1 pseudogene is annotated in these 410 nt (G+C 76.1%); it reads right to left on the bottom strand.

The features are described 5' to 3' along the window. Positions 1-410 (bottom strand): annotated as a pseudogene (locus FF041_RS38490) (DnaB-like helicase N-terminal domain-containing protein); the annotation flags it as partial.

The raw sequence follows: 410 nt of genomic DNA, 5'->3' as shown, positions 1-410 counted from the left end.
GTTCGGGCTCGGCCGTGGGAGGGACGGGGCGGGCGTCGCTGCCCCAGCAGCGGGCGAGATCCGCCAGCACCCCCGCGAGAGCATCGGCCCGCAACTGGGTCTCCTCGGTGCCGCCGCGCACGGAGTCGGCGCGGGCGGCCTGGTGGAGCCGGACGGCGTGCTCGGTAACCGTGCGATGGATGGCGCCCTCCAGCACCATCCGCCCGTAGACCACGGCGTGTTCCGGTCGGGGGCAGGCGGCGACGAGCTGGTGCGCGTACGACGCCGTCACCCCCCGGGTCCGGGTGCCGGCCTCCGTGACCGCGTCCGCGACCCAGGACACCGGTACGGAGCCCACAGGGCTCCCGTATCCCGGGTGGGCGCGTTCCCGCAGGGCGAGGGCGGAGGCGAAGAGTGCCTGGTGGGCTGGC

It is taken from the genome of Streptomyces jumonjinensis, assembly GCF_009600885.1.
GTDB lineage: Bacteria > Actinomycetota > Actinomycetes > Streptomycetales > Streptomycetaceae > Streptomyces > Streptomyces jumonjinensis.
Note: the sequence above shows the minus strand (reverse complement) of the source record. Positions and strands in the feature narration are given on the sequence as shown.